Source organism: Halomonas ramblicola (assembly GCF_030409215.1).
Lineage (GTDB): Bacteria > Pseudomonadota > Gammaproteobacteria > Pseudomonadales > Halomonadaceae > Halomonas > Halomonas ramblicola.
This window is the reverse complement of the sequence record NZ_JAUFPL010000027.1, coordinates 172026-190040: the sequence shown is the minus strand read 5'-3', so window position 1 is coordinate 190040 and position 18015 is coordinate 172026. Positions and strand designations below refer to the sequence as shown.

Genomic DNA, 18015 nt, shown 5'->3' with positions numbered 1-18015 from the left:
GGCCCCGGTCGCCACGGCGACCGGGGCCCTGGCGTTTCGTGGGTCTCGCGGGTGCGCTTCCGGGAAATGACCAGAATGGATATTTCTCCCCTCCCGCTCCGTTGCCGCAGGCTCACGCGGCCCCATAAGCTGCATCCACTCTGACAGGCGAAGGGCCTCGTCAGCGATGCAACGCCAGATGGCCACGATAACAAGCCACTACAACAGCAGGTGACAACATGTTCCACAAGACAGCGCTAGCCACCAGTGTGATGCTGCTTTCCGCCGGCCTCGCCCACGCCGAAGAGACCTATCGCATCGGCATCACCCAGAACAATGTGGGCGTGGACAGCTACCAGACGACCTATGAAAGCGCCTTCGAGGAGGCGGCCGAGAAGCAAGGCAATGTCGATATCGTGGTGCTCGATGCCGGCGGCGATGTGGCCCGTCAAATCGGCCAGATGCAGGACCTCATCCAACAGAATGTGGATGCTATCATCATCTGGCCGACCAACGGCCAGGCGGTGATTCCGGCCATCCGCCAGGCCTACAAGGCCGGCATCCCCGTCGTGGTGACCAACTCCAAGATCGCCGAGGCCGGCATGGAGTATATCGCCTCCTTCTCTGGCCCCGACAATGTCCAGCAGGGGGCCTCTTCTGCCGAGATGATGTGCGAGGCCCTCGATGGCGAGGGGCAGATCGTTCAGATCGCCGGGCAACCCGGCTACACCACGGCCATGGAGCGTTCCCAGGGCTTCGAGGAGAAGCTGGCCGAGGCCTGCCCCGGCGTCGAGATTCTCGAGACCCAGCCCGCCGACTGGAACCGCGAGAAGGCTCAGCGGGTCATGGAAAACTTCCTTACCAAGTACGATGACATCGACGGCGTCTATGCCGGCGACGATAACATGGGTGTCGGTGCCCTGAATGCCGCCAAGAGCGCCGGCCGCGCCGATGAGATCGTGTTCATCGGTGCCACCAATTTCGCCGTGGGCTATGAGGCCATCGAGCGTGGCGAGTACTACGGCTCCATCTACCAGTCACCGGTCGATGACGCGGAGGCGGCCCTCCAGACCGCCCTCGACGTGCTGTCGGGAGAGGACGTGCCGAAGATGAACTTCTTCGAGACGCCCAAGATTACCGCCGACAACCTGTCCGAGTTCGACAAGCCCGTGTTCTGAATGTCGCAAGTCTCGGGGCACGAAGTGAGTTCGTGCCTCCCCGTGTCTCTCCAGGCCAATGGCTCCGCAGCGGTCGATGAAGGCCCCCGCGGAATACCGAAAACCACACTCCGTTGGCCATGATGAATGGTCAGAAAGTCACTCGATTCGGTGGCATGCCCCCGGGTATGCCAACGGACCGTCGACTGTAACGGATTCACCCTGGCCTTAAGTCAGTAGTGCCAACATAGGTGAGTATCATGGCTTCTGTAGAACAAGGTAAACAAGCCATCATGCTGAGCAAGAAGCATAAGGCGGGTCTCCTGAACTTTCTTTCCGCTCAGGGAATCCTGGTCTTCTTTCTTATCTGCATGTTTGCTTTCTCGCTGTTCTCCGAACAGTTTCTCTCCCAGTCAAACATCATGACGGTGGTCCGCCAGGCTTCGATCATCGGCATCATTGCCGTGGGCGTAACGGTGGTCATCATCGGCGGAAACCTGGACCTCTCCGTTGGGTCGATGCTCTCCTTCTCGACGGTGCTGGTCGTCGATCTGCATGACAAGATCGGGCCTGCCGGTGCCATCATCCTGATGTTCGTCCTCACCCTGCTGATCGGGGCCGTTAACGGCTTCCTTATCGGCTTCATGAGACTGAATTCGCTGATCGTCACCCTGGCGATGCTGTCGGCGATCCAGGGACTGGTACTGATCTACAGTGGCGGACAGAACGTCGATATCGCCAACCAGAGCGACACCTGGTTCGCCTTCTTCGGACGAGGCTATGTGCTGGGTATCGCGGTGCCGGTGATCCTCTTTGCCGTGCTGGCGATCATCGTGCAGGTCGTCATGTCCTACACCAGCTATGGTCGGCGCATCTTCGCCGTCGGCGGCAACCCGGCCGCCGCCGTCTATTCCGGTATCCGCAAGAACTGGTGCGTGTTCAGTACCTATCTGATCTCGGCCTTTTGCGTGGCCTGTGCCGCCCTGGTGTTGGGCTCGCGGGTCATGGGGTCCCAGAACAACGTCGGGCAGGGCTACGAGCTGCTGGTGCTGGCCGGGATCATCCTGGGGGGAACCAGCCTGCTGGGCGGCGCCGGCAGCATCTGGAAGACGGTCATCGGGGTATTGATCCTGGGCTTCATCCAGAATGGTCTGCTGCTGTTGGGCTACCCCTATTACACCCAATGGCTCGTCACCTGGGTGATCATCATCCTGGCGGTGTGGCTGGACCTTGCCAACAAGCGCAAGCGTCTGTTCACGACTCACTCCTGAACCTGGTGATCAACATGATTAACGTGAAGGATTTTCTAAAGGGCAGTGGCATTATCCAGCCTATCTGGGTATTTGTCATCGCCATTACCGTCTTCTTCAGCTTCATGTCGGAGTATTTTCTCTCGGTCGGGAACCTGAGCAACATCCTGGTCCAGACCTCGACCATCGGTCTCATTTCCCTGGGCATGACCTACGTGATGATCAACGGCAACATCGACCTCTCGGTGGGTGCCGTCCTGGGGCTGGCGGCATCGCTATCGGTCGGCCTCCAGGACCATGGCATCACCATCGCCGTCATCGCCGCTCTGGCATCGGGCCTTGTCCTGGGCGCCATCAATGGCCTGATCGTCTGGAAGACCGGCGTCAACGCCTTCATCGTGACCCTGGGGGCGATGATCGGTGTCCGCGGCCTCATCTTCATCTACACCGAAGAGCAGTCCTTCTACGCCACCAACTTCGCCTTCTCCGACTTCGGGACCAGCTCGATCGGGCCGATTCCCGTACTCGCTATCATCTTTCTCATCTGCACCCTGGTGATGCACCTGGTGCTGAAGAAGACCGGTCATGGGCGCAACACCTTTGCCGTGGGCGGCAACCCCGAGGCCGCCCTGGATGCGGGCATCCGCATCGGTCGTCACATGATGATCAACTTCATCATCGTGGGCTTCTTCGCCGCCCTCGCCGGGGTCCTCCTGGCGACCCAGATGGGTGCCGCCACGCCGAACCTGGGCCGTGACTACGAGCTCTGGACCATCACGGCCGTGGTGCTCGGCGGCACCAAGCTGACGGGCGGGTTCGGCAGCATCACCGGCACCCTGGGCGGCGTGCTGGCCATCGGCATCCTGCGTAACGGCATGAACCTGATGCAGGTACCGGCCTTCTATGTGCTGGTCATTCTCGGCGTCATCCTGATCTCGGTGCTGATCATCGACCAGCGACTCAATGTCCATGCCAGCAAGGGAGTCAGCATATGAGCACTGCAACCATGAGTCGGAATCCCCGCCACGCTGCGGATTCCTCGAGCCCCGTGCTGTCGTTGATCGACATCACCAAGAAGTTTCCCGGTGTGGTGGCGCTGAACAAGGTCAGCTTCGACGTCAGGGCGGGCGAGGTCCATGCCCTGCTGGGCGAGAACGGCGCCGGCAAGTCCACCCTGATGAAGGTGTTGGCCGGCAAGCACCAGCCCAACGGGGGGAAGATCATCCTGGCGGGAGAGGAGAAGTCCTTCGAGAACCCCAAGCAGGCCAAGAAGAGCGGCATCGTGCTGATCCACCAGGAGCAGTCGCTGGTTCCCGAGATGTCGGTGGCGGAGAACATCTTCCTGGGTAGCCTGCCGCTGAAATGGGGCAACCGGGTCGACTGGAAGAAGCTGCATGCCGACAGCAGCGAGATACTCAAGCGTCTCAAGTGTACCTTCAGCTCCCGCGACATGGTCAGCAACCTCTCCATCGCCAAGAAGCAGATGGTGGAGATCGCCCGGGCCCTGGTCTTCACGCCGCGGATCGTGGTCTTCGACGAGCCGACGGCATCACTGACCGACCACGAGAAGCCGGTGCTCTACGACATCATCCGCAACCTCCAGGACCAGGGGGTCGGGATTGTCTATATCTCGCACCGCATGGACGAGATCTTCCACCTCTCCCAGCGCATCTCGGTCCTGCGTGACGGCGAGTACAACGGCACCCTGAATACGGCCAACACCAGCGAGGATGAGGTCACCAAGCTGATGATCGGCAGGACCCTCGAACTCGATCATGCCAGCAAGCCTGACGAGTTCGGCGAGAAGATGCTGGAGCTGCGTCACCTCAGCGTGGAGGGAGTCTTCGAGGACGTCAGCTTCAGTGTCCGCAAGGGCGAGATCGTCGGCATGTATGGTCTGGTCGGTGCGGGCCGCTCCGAGGTCGCCGAGACGATCTTCGGCCTGCGTCAGCCATCTGCCGGCGAGCTCCTGCTCGAAGGCAGGGTCGAGACGATCCGTTCCAGCCACGATGCGGTGGTCAAGGGCATCGCCCTGGTCCCGGAGGATCGCAAGGATCAGGGCCTGATCCTCGGCATGAACTGTCGCGACAACATGACGCTCTCGGCGCTTGGCAGTGTCTCCTCCATGGGCTTCATGAAGACCGGGGAAGAGAAGGTCGTCTACGACAAGTACCAGCAGGCGATGAAGATCAAGACGCCCAGCTGGCGCCAGAAGGTCGGCAACCTCAGTGGCGGCAATCAGCAGAAGATCGTCATCGGCAAGTGGCTGCATACCCACCCCAAGCTGCTGATCCTGGACGAGCCGACCCGTGGCATCGACGTGGGCTCCAAGGCCGAGATCCATGCGCTGATCAAGGAACTGGCCCGCTCGGGCTATGCGGTGCTGGTGATCTCGTCGGAAATGCCCGAGGTGCTGGGTGTCAGCAACCGCATCATCGCGATGTATGACGGCCGGGTGACGGCGGAATTCGATGGCGATGCCGTCTCCGAAGACAAGTTGGTTCAGGCCATCACCGGGCAGTACGTCACGGACGCCAGCGGGCCCGAACCCGCGGCCTCGGCCTGATGTGGCCACGCGAGCCGCGCCCGAGCTTCCCACGCAATCACGAGGACACCACCATGATGCCCTTCATCTATAACGGCCTGCCGTCACGCGTCATCTTCGGCCAGGGAACCCTCTCCCGACTCGCCGACGAGGTTCGTGAGCTGGGCTGCCACCGTGCACTTGTCCTGGCAACGCCCGAGCAGGCCGGCCAGGCCAGTGAGGTGCTCGCCCAGTTGGGCGAGCTCGGGGCCGGCCTCTTCGCCGAAGCCAGGATGCACACCCCGGTCGAGGTGACCGACGCGGCGATGCGCCACCTGGAGGAACTCGAGGCGGACTGCACCGTGGCCATCGGGGGCGGCTCCACCATCGGGCTCGGCAAGGCCATCGCCCTGCGGACCGGGCTGCCCCAGGTGGCGATCCCCACGACCTACGCCGGCTCCGAGATGACGCCGATCCTCGGGGAAACCAGGGACGGCCTCAAGACGACCCAGCGCACCCTCGAGGTACTGCCCGAGGTGGTGATCTACGACGTCGACCTGACCCTGGGCCTGCCGGTCGGCATGTCCGGCACCAGCGGCATCAATGCCATCGCCCATGCGGTGGAGGCGCTCTATGCCCGCGACCGCAACCCCGTGGTCTCGCTGATGGCGGAGGAGGGCATTGCGGCCCTGGCGCGCAGCCTGCCGCTGATCGCCAAGGAGCCGGCCAACCAGGCCGCGCGTTCGGATGCCCTCTATGGCGCCTGGCTGTGCGGCGCCTGCCTGGGCTCCGTCGGGATGTCGCTGCATCACAAGCTTTGCCACACCCTGGGCGGTTCCTTCGACCTGCCCCATGCCGAGACCCATACCATCGTGCTGCCCCACGCCGTGGCCTACAACGCCGGGGCCGCCCCGGAGGCGATGTCCCGCATCGCCCGGGCGCTGGGCAGCGACGATGCGGCCGGTGGGCTCCATGACCTGGCGCGCGCCGTGGGTGCCCCCCTGGCCCTGGCCGACATCGGCCTGCGGGAGAGCGATATCGACCGGGCGACCCAGATCGCCACGAGCAATCCCTACTGGAACCCACGCGAGATCGAGGCCGATGGCATTCGTCGCCTCCTGAGCGATGCCCATGCCGGCCGTCGCCCGACGTCAAGGGAGGTTTCCGACGCATGAAGACCCTGCTGACCAATGCCATCGTGGTGACCATGGACCCCGGGATCGGCGTTCTGGCCGGCGGCCAGGTGCTGGTGGAGGACGACCGTATCCTGGCCGTGGGCCAGGACCTTCCCGCCGAGGGCGCCGAGGTCATCGACTGTCGGGGCGGCATCCTCATCCCCGGCCTGGTCAATGCCCATCTGCATACCTGGCAGACGGCCCTGCGCGGCGTTGCCGCCAACTGGACGCTGCTCGAGTACTTCGGCCATGTGCATCGCGGCCTGGCGACCCTGTTCAGCCCTGATGACATCCACATCGCCACCCGCATGGGGGCGCTCAACCAGCTCAACTGCGGTACCACCACCCTGGGGGACTGGTGCCACAACAACCCCACGCCCGAGCATACCGATGCGGCGATTCGCGGGCTCGTGGAGTCCGGTATCCGGGCGCTGTTCTTCCATGGCTCGCCCAAGCCGGACCCCAAGCCGGGGCAGCCGCATTTCAGCGAGATTCCCCATCCGCGCAGCGAGGTCGAGCGGCTGCTCGCCGGCTCGCTGGGCGACCGCGAGGGCCGCGTGACCCTGGGCCTGGCCATCCTCGGGCCGCACTACTCCACCCTCGATGTCACCCTGCACGATTTCGAACTGGCCAAGGAGTTCGGCCTGGTGGCCTCCATGCACCAGGGCGGCGGCAAGGCGGTCACCCCCGGTGGCTGGGACGTGATCGAGGCGCGGGGCCTGCTGGGGCCGGATATCAACATCGTGCACGGGCAGAGCCTGGACGACGGGCAGCTGGCTCGCTTCTGCGAGCAGGGCGTGACCTTCTCCATCGCTCCCGAGAACGAGATGACCCAGGGGCACGGCTTCCCGATCACCGGCCACGTTCGCCGGCACGGCGGCGTCGTCTCCCTGGGGGTGGATCTCGAATCGGTCATCTCCGGGGACATGTTCACGGTTGCGCGGATGGCGCTGGGCATGCAGCGCTCGCTGGACAACGATGCCTCGCGGCGCGAGCAGGGCAGCATTCCCGACACCTCGACCATCCGCACCCACGAGGCGCTTCAGTGGATCACCCTCGACGGCGCCCGCGCCCTCGGGCTCGAGGACCGCATCGGCAGCCTGACCCCGGGCAAGCAGGCCGACATCGTGCTGCTCGACAGCGGCCTGCTGAACATGCAGCCGGTCAGCGACCCGGTCTCGACCGTGGTCATGCAGGCGAGTCTCGCCAATGTCGACAGCGTCATGGTGGCGGGAGAGTTCCACAAGCGACACGGCAGGCTGCTGGCGGACGTCGAGGAGGGGATCCGCCACCTGGCAGCCTCCGGTCACCGCATCTACGCCGAGCTTCAGTCACGGCAACAAGAGGGGGCGTCACAATGACCACGACCAACAAGGTAGCCTGGATTGGCCTGGGCAAGCTGGGCTTGCCCATGGCAACGCGAATCGCCGCGGCCGGCTATCCCGTCCAGGGGTTCGATCTCAGCGCCGAGCGGATGTCGCTGGCCGAACAGGTCGGCATCACGGCACACGATGACCTGGCCTCCGCCGTCGAGGCGTGCCGCCTGGTCATCGTCTCGATCCCCGATGACCGGGCGCTGCTGGGCCTGACACTGGCGTCGGGTGGGCTGATCGAGGCCATGGCCCCGGGCAGCGTGCTGGTCGAGACCAGCACCGTCAGCATCGAGGCCTCCGCCCGGGTGGCCGCGGCCGCCGAGGAGCGGGGCATTGCCTATCTGCGCAGCCCGGTGTCGGGCAACCCGGTCGCCGCCGAGTCCGGCACCCTGTCGGCCATGGTCTCCGGGCCGCGCGAGGCACTGGATGAGGCCGTACCGGTGATGGCCACCTTCACCAAGGCCCAGTACTGGCTCGGTGACGATGAGCAGGCGCGCTACGCCAAGCTGGCGATCAACCTGATGATCGCGGTGAGCGCCGGGATGATGGGCGAGGCCCTGGCGATGGCCCGCAAGGGCAACATCGGCTGGGAGGCGATGCTGGACCTCATGGCCGACAGCGCCGTGGGCTCACCGATGGTCAAGTACAAGACCCAGCCGCTGAAGGACCGCGACTTCACCTCCACCTTCTCGGCCGCCCAGATGGCCAAGGACCTGGACCTGATCCTCGGCTGTGCCCACGCCGACGGTGTCGCCGTGCCCCTGGCCGCCCAGATGCGCGAGGCCTACAGCTCGCTGATCGGCACGGGCCACGGCGAGGATGACTATATCGCCACGATTCACCACACCGAGCGCCTCTCCGGGCTGCCGGCCATCGAAAGGCAATGACCCCATGCGAAACCTGAATGCAGAGAACATCACGGATGCCGTGATCGAGCAGTTCGCCGGCTGCAGTGACGAGCGCCTCAAGAGCGTGCTGAACAGCCTGGTCACCCACCTGCACGCCTTCATCCGTGAGGTGGAGCCCACCGAGCAGGAGTGGACCGACGCCATCGACTTCCTGACCCGCACCGGGCAGATGTGCGACGACAAGCGCCAGGAGTTCATCCTGCTCTCCGACACCCTGGGCGTGACGATGCTGGTCGATGCCATCAACCATCAGACATCGGACCCCATGGTGTCGGAAAGCACGGTGCTGGGCCCCTTCTACGTGGCCGACCCGCCCCAGGTCGCCCAGGGGGAGTCGATCGACTGGAACGTCGAGGGAGAGCCCTTCTTCGTGGAGGGGCGGGTGCATGACGGTCGCGGCGAGCCACTGGCCAATGTCGTGGTCGATGTCTGGCAATCGGACAGCGAAGGCTTCTACGACGTCCAGAAGGAGCTCGAGAGCGCGTCGCTGCGGGCCAGGTTCACCACCGACGACCAGGGGCGCTATGCCTTCTGGACGGTGACCCCCTCACCCTATCCGATCCCCACCGACGGTCCGGTCGGCAAGATGCTGGAAATCACCGGTCGACATCCTTACCGCCCCGCCCATGTGCACTTCATGCTGATGGCCGAGGGCTACGAGACCCTGGTGACCCAGGTCTTCGCCGAGGGCGACCCCTATCTCGACTCCGACGCCGTCTTCGGCGTCAAGGATTCCCTGGTCAGGGAGTATGAGTTGCTGCCGCCGGGAAGAGCACCGGATGGACGGTCGATGGAAGTCCCCTTCCGCCATCTGACATACGACTTCGGCCTGAAGCAGAGCCGCTAGTCCCATCGCAAGACGACACCATCCAGCAACTACCATCCAGCAAGAGGAAAGCGACATGACTGCTATCGACAACGCCGCGATCGAGACCCTGTTCACCGAGGCGCGTACCCATAACGTGTGGAAGGAGCAGGATGTCAGCGAGGAGAAGCTGCGCGAGCTGTATCACCTGATGCATTTCGGCCCGACCTCCATGAACTGCCAGCCCCTTCGCGTGCTCTTCCTGAAGAGCCAGGAAGCCAAGGAGCGCCTCAAGCCGGCGCTGCTTCCCGGCAACCAGGAGAAGACCATGCAGGCGCCCGTGGTGGCCGTGCTGGGCTATGACACCGAGTTCTACCAGCACCTTCCGCGAATGTTTTCCCACAACAAGGATGCCAAGTCGCTGTTCGAGGGCAAGACGGACTTCATCAATACGACGGCGTTCCGCAACAGTTCCATCCAGGGTGGCTACTTCATTCTTGCCGCCCGCGCACTGGGGCTGAATGCCGGGCCGATGTCCGGCTTCAACAATGCGGCGGTGGATGAGGAGTTCTTCCCCGATGGCCAGGTGAAGAGCAACTTCCTTTGCAACCTGGGATACGGAGATGCCTCGGCGCTCTTCCCGCGCCAGGATCGCTTCGAGTTCGAGGAGGTTTGCGAAGTACTCTGATCCGGCCTTCCGGGAGGCGACTCCCGGACATCCCGTGAGGTATGCCACTCATGGGAGGCAGGGTAATCCTCCGGTTGGGCCGTGATCGCCACGGCCCCTTTTTGTATCTGGTCACTGCAGGGGCCCGCATGGTGTACGACTGGCAGTTCATTGTATTGATCATCATCGCCGTGCTGATTACCGGCATATCGAAATCGGGCTTCGCCGGAGGCGTCGGGGTGGTGGCGGTGCCGCTGATCTCGCTGAAGGCGAGTCCCACCTTCGCCGTCGCCATCATGCTGCCGCTGCTGATCGTCATGGATGCCTTCAGCCTCAGAGCCTGGTGGCGGCATCGCGTTGGCCGGATCCTGTGGCTGATGTTGCCCCCGGCGGTGCTGGGCGTGGCGGTCGGCTACCTGACCTATGGCCGCTTCGATCAGGACCTGCTGAAGGTGATGCTGGGGGTGTTCTCGATCCTGTTCGGCCTGTGGGGGCTGCTCAAGCCCTTCCGCGGTCGCGTCATGCCGGTCTGGGTCGGCGGGCTAAGCGGCGGCATCGCCGGCTTCACCAGCTTCATCGCCCATGCCGGGGGGCCGCCGCTCAACTTCTACCTGCTGCAGTGCCGGCTCTCCAAGGAGCAGTTCCTGGGAACCGCCGTGGTCTTCCTGGCTGCCACCAACCTGGTCAAGCTGGTCCCCTACGGCATGCTCGGCCTGCTGAATGTCGTGAACCTGACCATCGCGCTGCTGCTGGTCCCGGTGGCCTGGCTGGGGGTGCGCCTGGGGCTGGTCATACAGAAACGGCTGAGCGGTGAGCTCTTCTTCCGGATCATCCTGGGCCTGCTGATCCTGCTGGGTATGCGGCTGATCGTCGACGGCTGGGGATAGCCGCGTTGGCGTCGCGTTTGCCGCCAGGCGTGAGGCGGCGCTATCTTGTGGCACTCCCTTCTCCCTGCCTCGAGGCGACCATGAGCGACCTCCCCAACGAGAGCCATCCAGAGGGGCCCTACGACAGGCTGTCCCCGACGCCGAGGCCGAAGCTCTCCAATACGGAGCTGTCGCGCTTCATCGACTTCATCGAGAAGTTCGAGGAGGAGACCGAGCACTCGCTTTCCCTGAGCCACGGCTATCGGGAAATGCGCATGATGCTCCATCTCATGCGCAACCACCTCGCCGGCCGACTGACGACGCCCACCTCCCTTGCGGATGCCTCCGGGCTCTCCTACGGCACCGCCAAGCGCGGGATCGAGAGCATCATCCAGCGCGGGCTGATCCTGTCACGCCCCAGGACGAAATCGGGCAAGACCGTCTCGCTGCACCCCTCGCCCATGATGATCGACGAGTGGGAGGCCTACGCCAACCGGATCAAGGGCCTTCTGGGCCCGCTGTTCGGGGTGGATCCGGAATCGGACACCGGCCGGCGCATCTTCCTCGACGCGGACGCGACGGATCGCGTGATCTCGCCACCGGCGGTGCTGTCGGCCCGGCTCGAGCTGAAGGGCGGGCTGCGCGGACTCATCCACGCCGATCCCACCTTCATGGCGATGCATAACCTGAAGCAGCAGCTGGAATCGATCTTCGGCCTCGAGATCCATAACTCAGCCCGGTCGATCGATGACCTGCTTGAGGCGATCCTGGCCAATGCCGGCCGCACGAAGTCTCGCTACGACCTCGTCGCCTGCGATCTCCCCTGGTTCGGAGAGCTGGCCTCGAAGGGGATCCTGCTGCCCCTCGACCGCTTCATTCGTCGCGATGCCTACGACCTGTCCGACTTCCACCCGGTCGCCGTCCAGAGCACGCGCTACGCCGGGCGGCAGTACGGCATTCCCCTGCAGACCACGCCGGAGCTGCTCTGTTACCGGAAGGATATCCTCGAGGAGGCGCAGCTCGAGCCCCCGACCACGACCGAGGAACTGGTCAAGGCGGCCAGGCGCTTGCATGACCCCGCCAGGGGACGCTATGGCATCGCCTGGAATGCCGCACGAGGCACGCCGCTGGGCCATACCTTCAGCTTCCTGATGGCCAAGTTCGGCCAGCCGATCATCGACCTTCGACGCTGTGAGGGTGGCTATGACTTTCAGCAGGCATCCGGGGAGGCGCTGCGGCCGATGTTCCAGTCGGATGCGGCCTACCGCGCCTGCGAGTACATGCTGGATATCCTCAAGTACTCGCCGCCCAACATCCTCCACATGGCGTGGTACGAGCGAGCCCAGTCCTATGCAAGCGGCGAGGCCTGCATGGCCTACTGCTACACGCTGCTGGCCCCGCTCATCGAGTTCGATCAGGCGTCACCGGCATGGGGGAAGACCGGTTATCTGCCGCACCCCGTCGGTAACCATGGCCGTCCGATCACCCCGATCGGAGGCTATGCACTGGCCATTCCGGCCAACCTCTCGGAGGAGCGGGTCGAGAGTGTCTGGACGGCACTTCGTCACCTCACCTCAGCCAACATGTCCAAGCTCTACATCCTCAACGGCAGCCTGGTGACCCCGCGCTTCAGCGTCAGCCAGGACCCGGAGGTCTCGTCGCTCTCGCCGCTGATCGAGATCGTGGATGAAATGGTGAGGAAGGACATCCTGCAGGCCTGGCCGCGCCCCCCGGTGCCGGGCATCACGGACGTGATCAGTATTGCCGGGCACGAAATCTTCGAGGTGCTGGACGGGCGGCGCTCCATCAAGAAGGCCCTGTCCATGGCGCAGGACAGGGCCGATCGGGTGATGCGCGACAGGGGATACTACTGAGCCACCAGCCGGGTTGCCGGTGGCATCACTGCATGATCATGCCGCCGTCGATCATCAGCAGCTGGCCGGTCATGTAGTCCGACTCGGGGCTGGCCAGGAAGGAGGCCGTGCCGACCACATCTTCCGGGTAGGAGTAGCGCTTCATCAGGATCATCTTCTCGGCGAGCTCATCCATGGACTGGCCCTGCTTGTCGAACTTGCCGATGCTGACCAGGTCCTTGTCGAGCTGTTCCCACAGCTCGGTGCGCACGACGCCGGGACCATAGCCATTGACGGTGATGTTGTGGTCGACCAGCGCCTTGGCGCCACCGTTGATCATCGCCAACACGGCATGCTTGCTGCAGGCGTAGGGCACCACATCATCGAAGGCTTGTCGCGACAGGATAGAGCCGACATTGAGGATCTTGTAGGGACCGTTCTCCTTGCCCTGCTCGATCATCTGCTTGGCGGCTTCCTGCATCCCGATCAGGCACCCCAGGGCATTCACATCCATGATCTGGTGCCAGTTCTCCTCGGTGATATCGAGGAACATCAGCGGTTTGTTGATACCGGCGTTGTTGACCATGACATTGAGACTGCCGAAGGCATCGACGGTGGCCTGAATGGCCGCCTTCATCTGCTCACGCTCCGTGACGTTCAGCTTGACGGCAATGGCCTTACCGCCATCTCTGCCGTTAATGCGCTTGACGACTTCTTCGCACCCCTCGATGTTCAAATCCGCCACGCAGACATTGGCGCCCTGCTCGGCATAGTGTTCGGCAACGGCAGCACCCATGCCACGCGCCGCACCGGTAATCAGGCAGTTCTTTCCTTCAAGTCGAGTCTTGTCCATGGTGTCACCTCGGAAATCTTGTTGTGGGTCTCTCCATGCCACCGCTGACCTGATGACCGCTGTTCTGGGCGCATGGAGCCTGGGTCTACAAGGAATCCTGTCACGCATGCCTTCGCGGGAACGATTCATCGTGCTTCCTTGTTGAAACGTATTGTCGGCAGGGCGGGATGGAAGTGACAGCTGCCGCTGAGGCCAATCTGACCAGATTGGATTTTTCCGAGAGCGCTGCGTTAGGTGCAGGCAGCCTGCCGAGAGGATGGCCTCTGCCTTGCAACCCACGGGGGAGAAACTGACAATTACCAGGCTGCCAGGGACATTCGCTGGCTGATCTCTTTAACCCCACGGACAAACGATCAAGGGAGATTGCCGTATGAGTCAGCGCAAGGTACTGGTCCTGCACGGTCCCAACCTCAACCTGCTGGGCACCCGTCAGCCGGAGATCTACGGCCACGAGACCCTGGTGGACATCGACAGCGCCCTCCGGGCGCAGGCGGCGGCGAATGGCTGGGAGCTTACCTGCCGCCAGAGCAACCACGAGGGGGAGCTGATCGACGCCATCCAGGCGGCGCGGCTCGACGGGACGGCGGCGATCATCATCAACCCCGCCGCCTACACCCACACCTCGGTGGCCATCCTCGACGCCCTCAACGCCTTCGAGGGCACGGTGATCGAGGTGCATCTCTCCAATGTGCACAGGCGCGAGAGCTTCCGCCACCACTCCTACGTCTCGCTGCGCGCCGACGCGGTCATCGCCGGCCTCGGCAGCCAGGGCTACCGGGCGGCACTGGAGGCGGTGATGGCAAGCGCCTGAGTCGCCTCCTTAGCCGGTCAGCAGGCCGTGGCGCTGCATCAAGCCGATGACCAGGCTGAGGGTCACGAAAGCGGTCAGGGTGCCGACCATCAGGGCGGCGGCACCGACGCCGGCCATGCCGTAGCGCTGGCCGAGCAGGGGGTAGACGCTGATCATCGGCGCGCAGGCGAACAGCAAGGCGCCGGCCAGCAGGACCGGGTCCATCGCCGGCATCAGCAGGAAGCAACCGAGCACTGCCAGGGGATGGCCGATCAGCTTGCCGACGATGATCTGGCCGACGTCGTTCAGCATGCCGTGTACCTGCAACCCGAACAGGGTACCGCCGATCACGAAGAGTGCCGCCGGGCCGGCGGCGTTGGCCAGCATGTCGATGACCTGCGCCAGGGGGCGGGGCAGAGCGGTTTCGGTCAGGGCCAGTACCAGGCCCACCATCAGACCGACCAGAATGGGGTTGCGGGCCAGTCGCATGAGGGTCTGCCGGGAGGCCGCGGCGAGACCGGCGCCGCTCTGGCGTCCCGCCTCGGCCAGGATCAACGCCGCCGGGATGATCAGCAGGTTCTCGATCAGGAAGTTGAGGGCCATGATGACGGCGGCCGGCGAGGAGCCGAGCACCATGGCGGCCAGGGGATAGCCGATGAAGCCGCTGTTGGAGGCGGACATGCCCAGGGCGTGCATGGCGCCCTCGCTGAGCGGCTTGCGCTGCAGGGCCAGGGTCAGCAGCAGGGCGAGGGCGAACACCGCCAGCGAGCCCAGGCCGTAGGCCAGCAGGTAGTGGGGTTGGAGGACCTCGTCGAGGGGGTTCTGGGTCAAAGCCCGGATCACCAGTGCCGGCAGGGCGAAGTAGAGCACGAAGGTGGCCACGCCCTGTATCTGCTCGCGGTTGACCAGGCGAATGCCCATGGCCAGATAGCCGGCGCCGATCAACAGGAAGATCGGCGTGGTGATGGAGAGTATCTCGAGCATAGCGGTCTCCCTGACCTTCCAGCGAGGGAATCGGCGCCTGGGGCGAACTGTCGGAGGGGGCGCCTTCCGGGCGTCACTGGCCGCCTGGCTGCTCAACTGACGGTGGCGCGAATCTCGCGGGCCTTCTGCTGCAGCAGCGGCAGGTACTCCTTCATCAGGGTGTCGAGATCCACCCGGGCGGCGTTGGTGCTGATGTTGATGGCGCCGAGCAAGCGGCCATTGGCATCGAAGGCCGGCACCGCCAGGGAGCGCAGGCCGGAGTCGAGCTCCTGGTCGGCGATGGCGTAGCCCTGCTGGCGCACCTCGAGGAGGCATTGCCTGAGCTCGGCCCTGTCGGTCACGGTCTTGTCGGTGTGGCGCTCCAGCACCACCCGCGCCAGGTAGGCGTCGAGGTCGGCGTCGGGTAGCTGGGCCAGCAGTACCCGGCCCATGGAGGTGTGCGCGGCGGGCAGCCGGGTGCCCACCGAGAGGGTGATGGCCATCAGCCGGTGGCGTGCCGAGGAGCGCGCCACGTAGATCACGTCGTCGCCGTCCAGCACCCCCAGGGAGGAGGATTCGCCGCACTCGGCGGTGATATCCTCCAGCACCTGCTGGATCACGCTACGGTAGTTGTTGGCGGAGAGAAATGCATAGCCAAGCTGCAGCACCCTGGGGGCCAGCTCGAAGTAGCGCTGCTGCTTGCGCACATACCCCAGGGCGTGCAGGGTCAACAGGAAGCGCCGGGCGCGGGCGCGGTTCATGCCGGTGCGGCTGGCCACCTCGCTCAGCGTCATGCGCGGATGGGCCTCGTCGAAGGCCTGGATCACCTCCAGCCCACTGGCCAGGGCGGTGACGAAGTCCCGATCGTCGGGGCTGAGAACATCTTCCTCTGGGGGCGTCATGGTCGTTCCATCTGGCTATCGTCGGGAGCGGGCATCGTGGCCTCTACCCTAGCATTTTGTCCGCTATTCGAACAAGTGTGCGAAATTTTGTTATACCTTGGTCGTAGGCAGTAGGCCGGTGATCGCCGTCTTCGCCTGGCTGAAGGGCAGGTAACCAACTGAAAATTTGGTGTTTCGGATGATGTGATCGCGAGGGGAGGCCTAGCCTCCCCTTTTTTGTGCGCGCTCGTCGGGATTTGACGGGTGGGAGCGACAGGGGTAAGTTGTTCGCATCACAAATCAGTGTTCGTTATTCGAACATGTCGAGAGAGCAACCGCCAGGAGGAAATCCCATGGCCGAGTTCCTGAGCCTGCACGACGCGGTGGCGCGCTACGTCGAGGATGGCGCCACCGTGGCCATGGAGGGCTTCACCCACCTGATTCCCTTCGCCGCGGGTCACGAGGTGATCCGCCAGGGCAAGCGCGACCTGACCCTGATCCGCATGACCCCCGACCTGGTCTACGACCAGCTGATCGGCGCCGGCTGTGCCAGGAAGGTGATCTTCTCCTGGGGCGGTAACCCCGGGGTGGGCTCGCTGCACCGTCTGCGCGACGCCGTGGAGAAAGGGTGGCCCCACAAGGTCGAGATCCTCGAGCACAGCCACGCCGCCATGGCCTGCGCCTTCGAGGCCGGCGCGGCGGGCCTGCCGCTGGCGGTGCTGCGTGGCTACGTGGGCAGCGAGCTTCCGAGCGTCAACGACCAGATCAAGTTCATCGACTGCCCCTTCACCGGCGAGCGCCTGGCCGCGGTGCCCTCGGTGCGCCCGGACGTCTCCATCGTCCACGCCCAGAAGGCCGACAGGGACGGTAATGTGCTGGTGGAGGGCATCGTCGGGGTGCAGAAGGAGGCGGTGCTGGCGGCCAGGCAGAGCATCGTCACCGTCGAGGAGATCGTCGAGGACCTGCGCAGCGAGCCGGACTACCACCCCAACGCCTGCATCATCCCGGGCTGGGCCATAACCGCCATCGCCGTGGCCGAGAAGGGATCGCTACCCTCCTATGCCCATGGCTACTACCCGCGCAACAACGCCTTCTACAAGGAGTGGGACGCCATCGCCCGCGATCGCGACGCCTTCACGGCCTGGATCGAAGAGAACGTCATGAATGCAGGGGGGACCGCCTGATGAGCTTCGACTACACCTCCGCGGAGATGATGACCGTCACCGCCGCCCGCGCCCTGGAAAACGGCATGACCTGCTTCGTCGGCATCGGCCTGCCTTCCGAGGCGGCCAACCTGGCGCGCCTGACCCACGCCCCGGACGTGGTTCTGATCTACGAGTCCGGCACCCTGCAGACCAGGCCGGACGTGCTGCCGCTCTCCATCGGCGACGGCGAGCTGGCCGAGACCGCCCTGACCACCGTCGCGGTGCCGGAGATGTTCCGCTACTGGCTGCAGGGCGGGAAGATCGACGTGGGCTTCCTGGGCACCGCCCAGATCGACCGTTACTGCAACCTCAACACCACCCTGATCGGCGACTACCGCGAGCCCAAGGTGCGCCTGCCGGGGGGCGGTGGCGCTCCCGAGATTGCCACGAATGCCGGTGAGGTCTTCATCACCCTCAAGCACTCCAAGCGCGCCTTCGTCGACAAGGTCGACTTCGTCACCACGCTGGGCTTCGGCCGCGACGGCAAGGGCCGCGACGGCGTGCCCAATATCGGTCGCGGCCCGACCCGGGTGATCACCGACCTCTGCGTGATGAAGCCCGACCCGGAGACCAAGGAACTGGTCGTGGTCTCGCTGCACCCCGGGGTGACCCGCGAGGACGTGATCGAGGCCACCGGCTGGGAGATCCGCTTCGCCGAGACCCTGGAGAGCACCCCGGAGCCGAGCGAGAAGGAGCTCACGATCCTGCGCGATCTGAAAGAGCGCACCGCCCGCGCCCATGCCGGCCAGTAAGCCGAACAGGAGAG

Annotated in this window: 17 protein-coding genes; 14 read left to right on the top strand and 3 right to left on the bottom strand. The window is 64.4% G+C overall.

All coding sequences use genetic code 11. The features are described from left to right. Window positions 1-218: 218 nt before the first annotated feature. The 11 genes from QWY80_RS11050 to QWY80_RS11000 all read left to right on the top strand — a co-directional run bounded on the left by QWY80_RS11050 (window position 219) and on the right by QWY80_RS11000 (window position 12578). Complete coding sequence (locus QWY80_RS11050) at window positions 219-1157, top strand: sugar ABC transporter substrate-binding protein (protein ID WP_290231368.1); 939 nt, start codon at window positions 219-221, stop codon at window positions 1155-1157. Between the two features lie 239 nt (window positions 1158-1396). Continuing rightward, on the top strand, window positions 1397-2407 hold the full coding sequence (locus tag QWY80_RS11045; protein WP_290231366.1) for an ABC transporter permease: 1011 nt from the start codon (window positions 1397-1399) through the stop codon (window positions 2405-2407). After that, window positions 2320-3381 (top strand): ABC transporter permease, encoded by a 1062-nt coding sequence (locus tag QWY80_RS11040; RefSeq protein ID WP_290231364.1) that lies wholly within the window; start codon window positions 2320-2322, stop codon window positions 3379-3381. Before QWY80_RS11045 ends, QWY80_RS11040 begins: the two co-directional genes overlap by 88 nt. After that, window positions 3378-4952 (top strand): sugar ABC transporter ATP-binding protein, encoded by a 1575-nt coding sequence (locus QWY80_RS11035; RefSeq protein ID WP_290231362.1) that lies wholly within the window; start codon window positions 3378-3380, stop codon window positions 4950-4952. Before QWY80_RS11040 ends, QWY80_RS11035 begins: the two co-directional genes overlap by 4 nt. A gap of 53 nt (window positions 4953-5005) precedes the next feature. Next, on the top strand, window positions 5006-6085 hold the full coding sequence (locus QWY80_RS11030; protein ID WP_435389361.1) for a maleylacetate reductase: 1080 nt from the start codon (window positions 5006-5008) through the stop codon (window positions 6083-6085). Further along, the gene (locus tag QWY80_RS11025) at window positions 6082-7446 is read left to right on the top strand and encodes an amidohydrolase family protein (RefSeq protein WP_290231360.1); all 1365 of its coding nucleotides are present in this window, start codon (window positions 6082-6084) and stop codon (window positions 7444-7446) included. Before QWY80_RS11030 ends, QWY80_RS11025 begins: the two co-directional genes overlap by 4 nt. Then, window positions 7443-8345 (top strand): NAD(P)-dependent oxidoreductase, encoded by a 903-nt coding sequence (locus QWY80_RS11020; RefSeq protein WP_290231358.1) that lies wholly within the window; start codon window positions 7443-7445, stop codon window positions 8343-8345. Before QWY80_RS11025 ends, QWY80_RS11020 begins: the two co-directional genes overlap by 4 nt. A 4-nt stretch (window positions 8346-8349) precedes the next feature. Then, a complete protein-coding gene (locus QWY80_RS11015) occupies window positions 8350-9213 on the top strand; it encodes an intradiol ring-cleavage dioxygenase (RefSeq protein WP_290231356.1) in 864 nt (287 codons plus the stop codon). A gap of 55 nt (window positions 9214-9268) precedes the next feature. After that, window positions 9269-9859, top strand: coding sequence for a malonic semialdehyde reductase (locus tag QWY80_RS11010; protein ID WP_290231354.1), 591 nt, complete (start codon window positions 9269-9271; stop codon window positions 9857-9859). 128 nt (window positions 9860-9987) lie between these two features. Further along, on the top strand, window positions 9988-10725 hold the full coding sequence (locus QWY80_RS11005; RefSeq protein WP_290231352.1) for a sulfite exporter TauE/SafE family protein: 738 nt from the start codon (window positions 9988-9990) through the stop codon (window positions 10723-10725). Window positions 10726-10805: 80 nt separating this feature from the next. Then, window positions 10806-12578 (top strand): ABC transporter substrate-binding protein, encoded by a 1773-nt coding sequence (locus tag QWY80_RS11000; RefSeq protein WP_290231350.1) that lies wholly within the window; start codon window positions 10806-10808, stop codon window positions 12576-12578. Between the two features lie 25 nt (window positions 12579-12603). Here QWY80_RS11000 and QWY80_RS10995 read toward each other — a convergent pair whose 3' ends face one another. Then, entirely contained in the window at window positions 12604-13410 is an 807-nt protein-coding gene (locus tag QWY80_RS10995; protein ID WP_290231348.1) for an SDR family NAD(P)-dependent oxidoreductase, read from the bottom strand. 370 nt (window positions 13411-13780) lie between these two features. Between QWY80_RS10995 and aroQ the strand changes: the two genes are divergently transcribed. After that, window positions 13781-14221 (top strand): type II 3-dehydroquinate dehydratase, encoded by a 441-nt coding sequence (gene aroQ, locus QWY80_RS10990; RefSeq protein WP_290231346.1) that lies wholly within the window; start codon window positions 13781-13783, stop codon window positions 14219-14221. Between the two features lie 9 nt (window positions 14222-14230). Here aroQ and QWY80_RS10985 read toward each other — a convergent pair whose 3' ends face one another. Next, window positions 14231-15184: an AEC family transporter gene (locus QWY80_RS10985; RefSeq protein ID WP_290231344.1), complete on the bottom strand. Its 954-nt coding sequence runs from the start codon at window positions 15182-15184 to the stop codon at window positions 14231-14233. Window positions 15185-15276: 92 nt separating this feature from the next. After that, window positions 15277-16065: an IclR family transcriptional regulator domain-containing protein gene (locus QWY80_RS10980; RefSeq protein ID WP_290231342.1), complete on the bottom strand. Its 789-nt coding sequence runs from the start codon at window positions 16063-16065 to the stop codon at window positions 15277-15279. 332 nt (window positions 16066-16397) lie between these two features. Here QWY80_RS10980 and QWY80_RS10975 point away from each other — a divergent pair, with 332 nt between their 5' ends. Together QWY80_RS10975 and QWY80_RS10970 are read left to right on the top strand one after the other, a co-directional pair. After that, window positions 16398-17228, top strand: coding sequence for a CoA transferase subunit A (locus tag QWY80_RS10975; protein WP_290231340.1), 831 nt, complete (start codon window positions 16398-16400; stop codon window positions 17226-17228). Further along, window positions 17228-18001 (top strand): CoA-transferase subunit beta, encoded by a 774-nt coding sequence (locus QWY80_RS10970; protein ID WP_290231338.1) that lies wholly within the window; start codon window positions 17228-17230, stop codon window positions 17999-18001. The genes QWY80_RS10975 and QWY80_RS10970 overlap by 1 nt, the downstream gene beginning before the upstream one ends. The last annotated feature ends 14 nt before the right edge of the window (window positions 18002-18015 follow it).

Excerpts from the sequence above, each read along its gene's own strand:
- QWY80_RS11050 (WP_290231368.1), top strand. The coding sequence starts at position 219 with ATGTTCCACAAGACAGCGCTAGCCACCAGTGTGATGCTGCTTTCCGCC.
- QWY80_RS11045 (WP_290231366.1), top strand. The coding sequence starts at position 1,397 with ATGGCTTCTGTAGAACAAGGTAAACAAGCCATCATGCTGAGCAAGAAG.
- QWY80_RS11040 (WP_290231364.1), top strand. The coding sequence starts at position 2,320 with ATGGCTCGTCACCTGGGTGATCATCATCCTGGCGGTGTGGCTGGACCT.
- QWY80_RS11035 (WP_290231362.1), top strand. The coding sequence starts at position 3,378 with ATGAGCACTGCAACCATGAGTCGGAATCCCCGCCACGCTGCGGATTCC.
- QWY80_RS11030 (WP_435389361.1), top strand. The coding sequence starts at position 5,006 with ATGATGCCCTTCATCTATAACGGCCTGCCGTCACGCGTCATCTTCGGC.
- QWY80_RS11025 (WP_290231360.1), top strand. The coding sequence starts at position 6,082 with ATGAAGACCCTGCTGACCAATGCCATCGTGGTGACCATGGACCCCGGG.
- QWY80_RS11020 (WP_290231358.1), top strand. The coding sequence starts at position 7,443 with ATGACCACGACCAACAAGGTAGCCTGGATTGGCCTGGGCAAGCTGGGC.
- QWY80_RS11015 (WP_290231356.1), top strand. The coding sequence starts at position 8,350 with ATGCGAAACCTGAATGCAGAGAACATCACGGATGCCGTGATCGAGCAG.
- QWY80_RS11010 (WP_290231354.1), top strand. The coding sequence starts at position 9,269 with ATGACTGCTATCGACAACGCCGCGATCGAGACCCTGTTCACCGAGGCG.
- QWY80_RS11005 (WP_290231352.1), top strand. The coding sequence starts at position 9,988 with ATGGTGTACGACTGGCAGTTCATTGTATTGATCATCATCGCCGTGCTG.
- QWY80_RS11000 (WP_290231350.1), top strand. The coding sequence starts at position 10,806 with ATGAGCGACCTCCCCAACGAGAGCCATCCAGAGGGGCCCTACGACAGG.
- QWY80_RS10995 (WP_290231348.1), bottom strand. The coding sequence starts at position 13,410 with ATGGACAAGACTCGACTTGAAGGAAAGAACTGCCTGATTACCGGTGCG.
- aroQ (WP_290231346.1), top strand. The coding sequence starts at position 13,781 with ATGAGTCAGCGCAAGGTACTGGTCCTGCACGGTCCCAACCTCAACCTG.
- QWY80_RS10985 (WP_290231344.1), bottom strand. The coding sequence starts at position 15,184 with ATGCTCGAGATACTCTCCATCACCACGCCGATCTTCCTGTTGATCGGC.
- QWY80_RS10980 (WP_290231342.1), bottom strand. The coding sequence starts at position 16,065 with ATGACGCCCCCAGAGGAAGATGTTCTCAGCCCCGACGATCGGGACTTC.
- QWY80_RS10975 (WP_290231340.1), top strand. The coding sequence starts at position 16,398 with ATGGCCGAGTTCCTGAGCCTGCACGACGCGGTGGCGCGCTACGTCGAG.
- QWY80_RS10970 (WP_290231338.1), top strand. The coding sequence starts at position 17,228 with ATGAGCTTCGACTACACCTCCGCGGAGATGATGACCGTCACCGCCGCC.